1 protein-coding gene is annotated in these 1,342 nt (G+C 40.8%); it reads left to right on the top strand.

Annotated features, from left to right (window positions below; genetic code table 11):
• Window positions 1-97: 97 nt before the first annotated feature.
• Window positions 98-832, top strand: coding sequence for a GUN4 domain-containing protein (locus O9290_RS24535; RefSeq protein ID WP_288056738.1), 735 nt, complete (start codon window positions 98-100; stop codon window positions 830-832).
• Window positions 833-1,342 lie beyond the last annotated feature (510 nt).

The following is a 1,342-nucleotide window of genomic DNA, read 5'->3' as shown; positions in this document are numbered from 1 at the left end:
AGAGGTTATTCTCCTCGTAGGTCTCGATGATCTTTTGTCGCAAGTCTAAAGAATAGGGCTTCATCGGGTCGTGGCTCCTGCCTAGGTCTATAATTTATTGTCCTCTTCTATTGTACCTCATGCAAGTGCATACCGCTATAGTGATTTGTATAGTTTAGGAGTCACTTGTATTTATTTGTTGACTCAGATTTCACCCTTTGATTTATTTGATACCAGTGACCATGAATGGATTTGGCGACAGTTTTTAGTTAATAATAATGTTCGGGATGATTTAGGGCGCATTCTTGATAAAATGATCGAGTTTGGGACAAGAAAGCGTTATCAGTCAGCGCGGGAGATTTTACAAGATTTGACGGGACAATCACCAGCAACTTCGATACAAACACCAGCAACTCCCCGTTATTCTCCAACACCAGCAACCCCCGTTATTCAAACACCACCACCGCCTAAAGTTGCTGCTAATATTGTGCTTAAAAGTGCTAGAGGTGTTAACTACTCCAAATTACAGCAACTCCTAGCAGCAGGAAACTGGAAAGAAGCAGACGAAGAAACAGGTAAAGTCATGCTTCAAGTCGCACGAAGGGAAAGGGAAAGATTCTTGGGAATAGATGATATTCATGATTTCCCTTGTGAAGATTTACGAACTATTAACCAACTTTGGCTAAATTATAGTAACGGTAAGTTTGGCTTCAGCGTCCAGAAAGACATCTATGAGAGTCTTGGTGGCACGAGAAAGTATGGTCAACAAGTGTCGGAAAAGTTCGGCGATCGCGTCGGCTGGAGAAAAGGAGGAAAATGGTTGGAGTACACTGAGTTAACTTTTAATATATAGCGTTTCTGATTCACAAGAGGTACATTCCCGATCCTGAACAGCTTAATCAGCAAAGGTTTAAGTGTGCCGCACAGATGCGAGAACCGCTATAGTAGCCCCCAAAGCTCACTTCCCATTTTATTCTCTATCGTTAGTTGTTAGATTGTATTTCGGTTTTTCCCCTACTCTCGCGCAAAGACTTGTAACCTGTAGGATATAACGATCTCAGGTCTTTTGTCAAGCTTAGTTTTGGAGATTTCTAGAACGAAAACATAGGCTTTTTCCTACTTCAATACCTGGCACTGGTTGCTGTCATCAAGCTATCGGTTTCCAGTAGTAAGCTACTTTGCAGATAAGTCAACTTTTAATTCTCGCTCTTCTACTATTATTTCTGACAGGGGGACAAGCCAGCTGAAAAGCTTATGTAGCATGGAATACAGACACAGACTCCAAAAAAAGATAAGTCATATTTACCATATATGACCTAAATAACGAAAATGATAAGTGAACTATACCAGAAAGTGTTAGAAA

This window comes from Microcystis sp. LE19-41.2A, assembly GCF_027530405.1.
Classification (GTDB): Bacteria; Cyanobacteriota; Cyanobacteriia; order Cyanobacteriales; family Microcystaceae; genus Microcystis; species Microcystis aeruginosa.
This window is presented reverse-complemented; position numbering and strand designations above follow the sequence as displayed.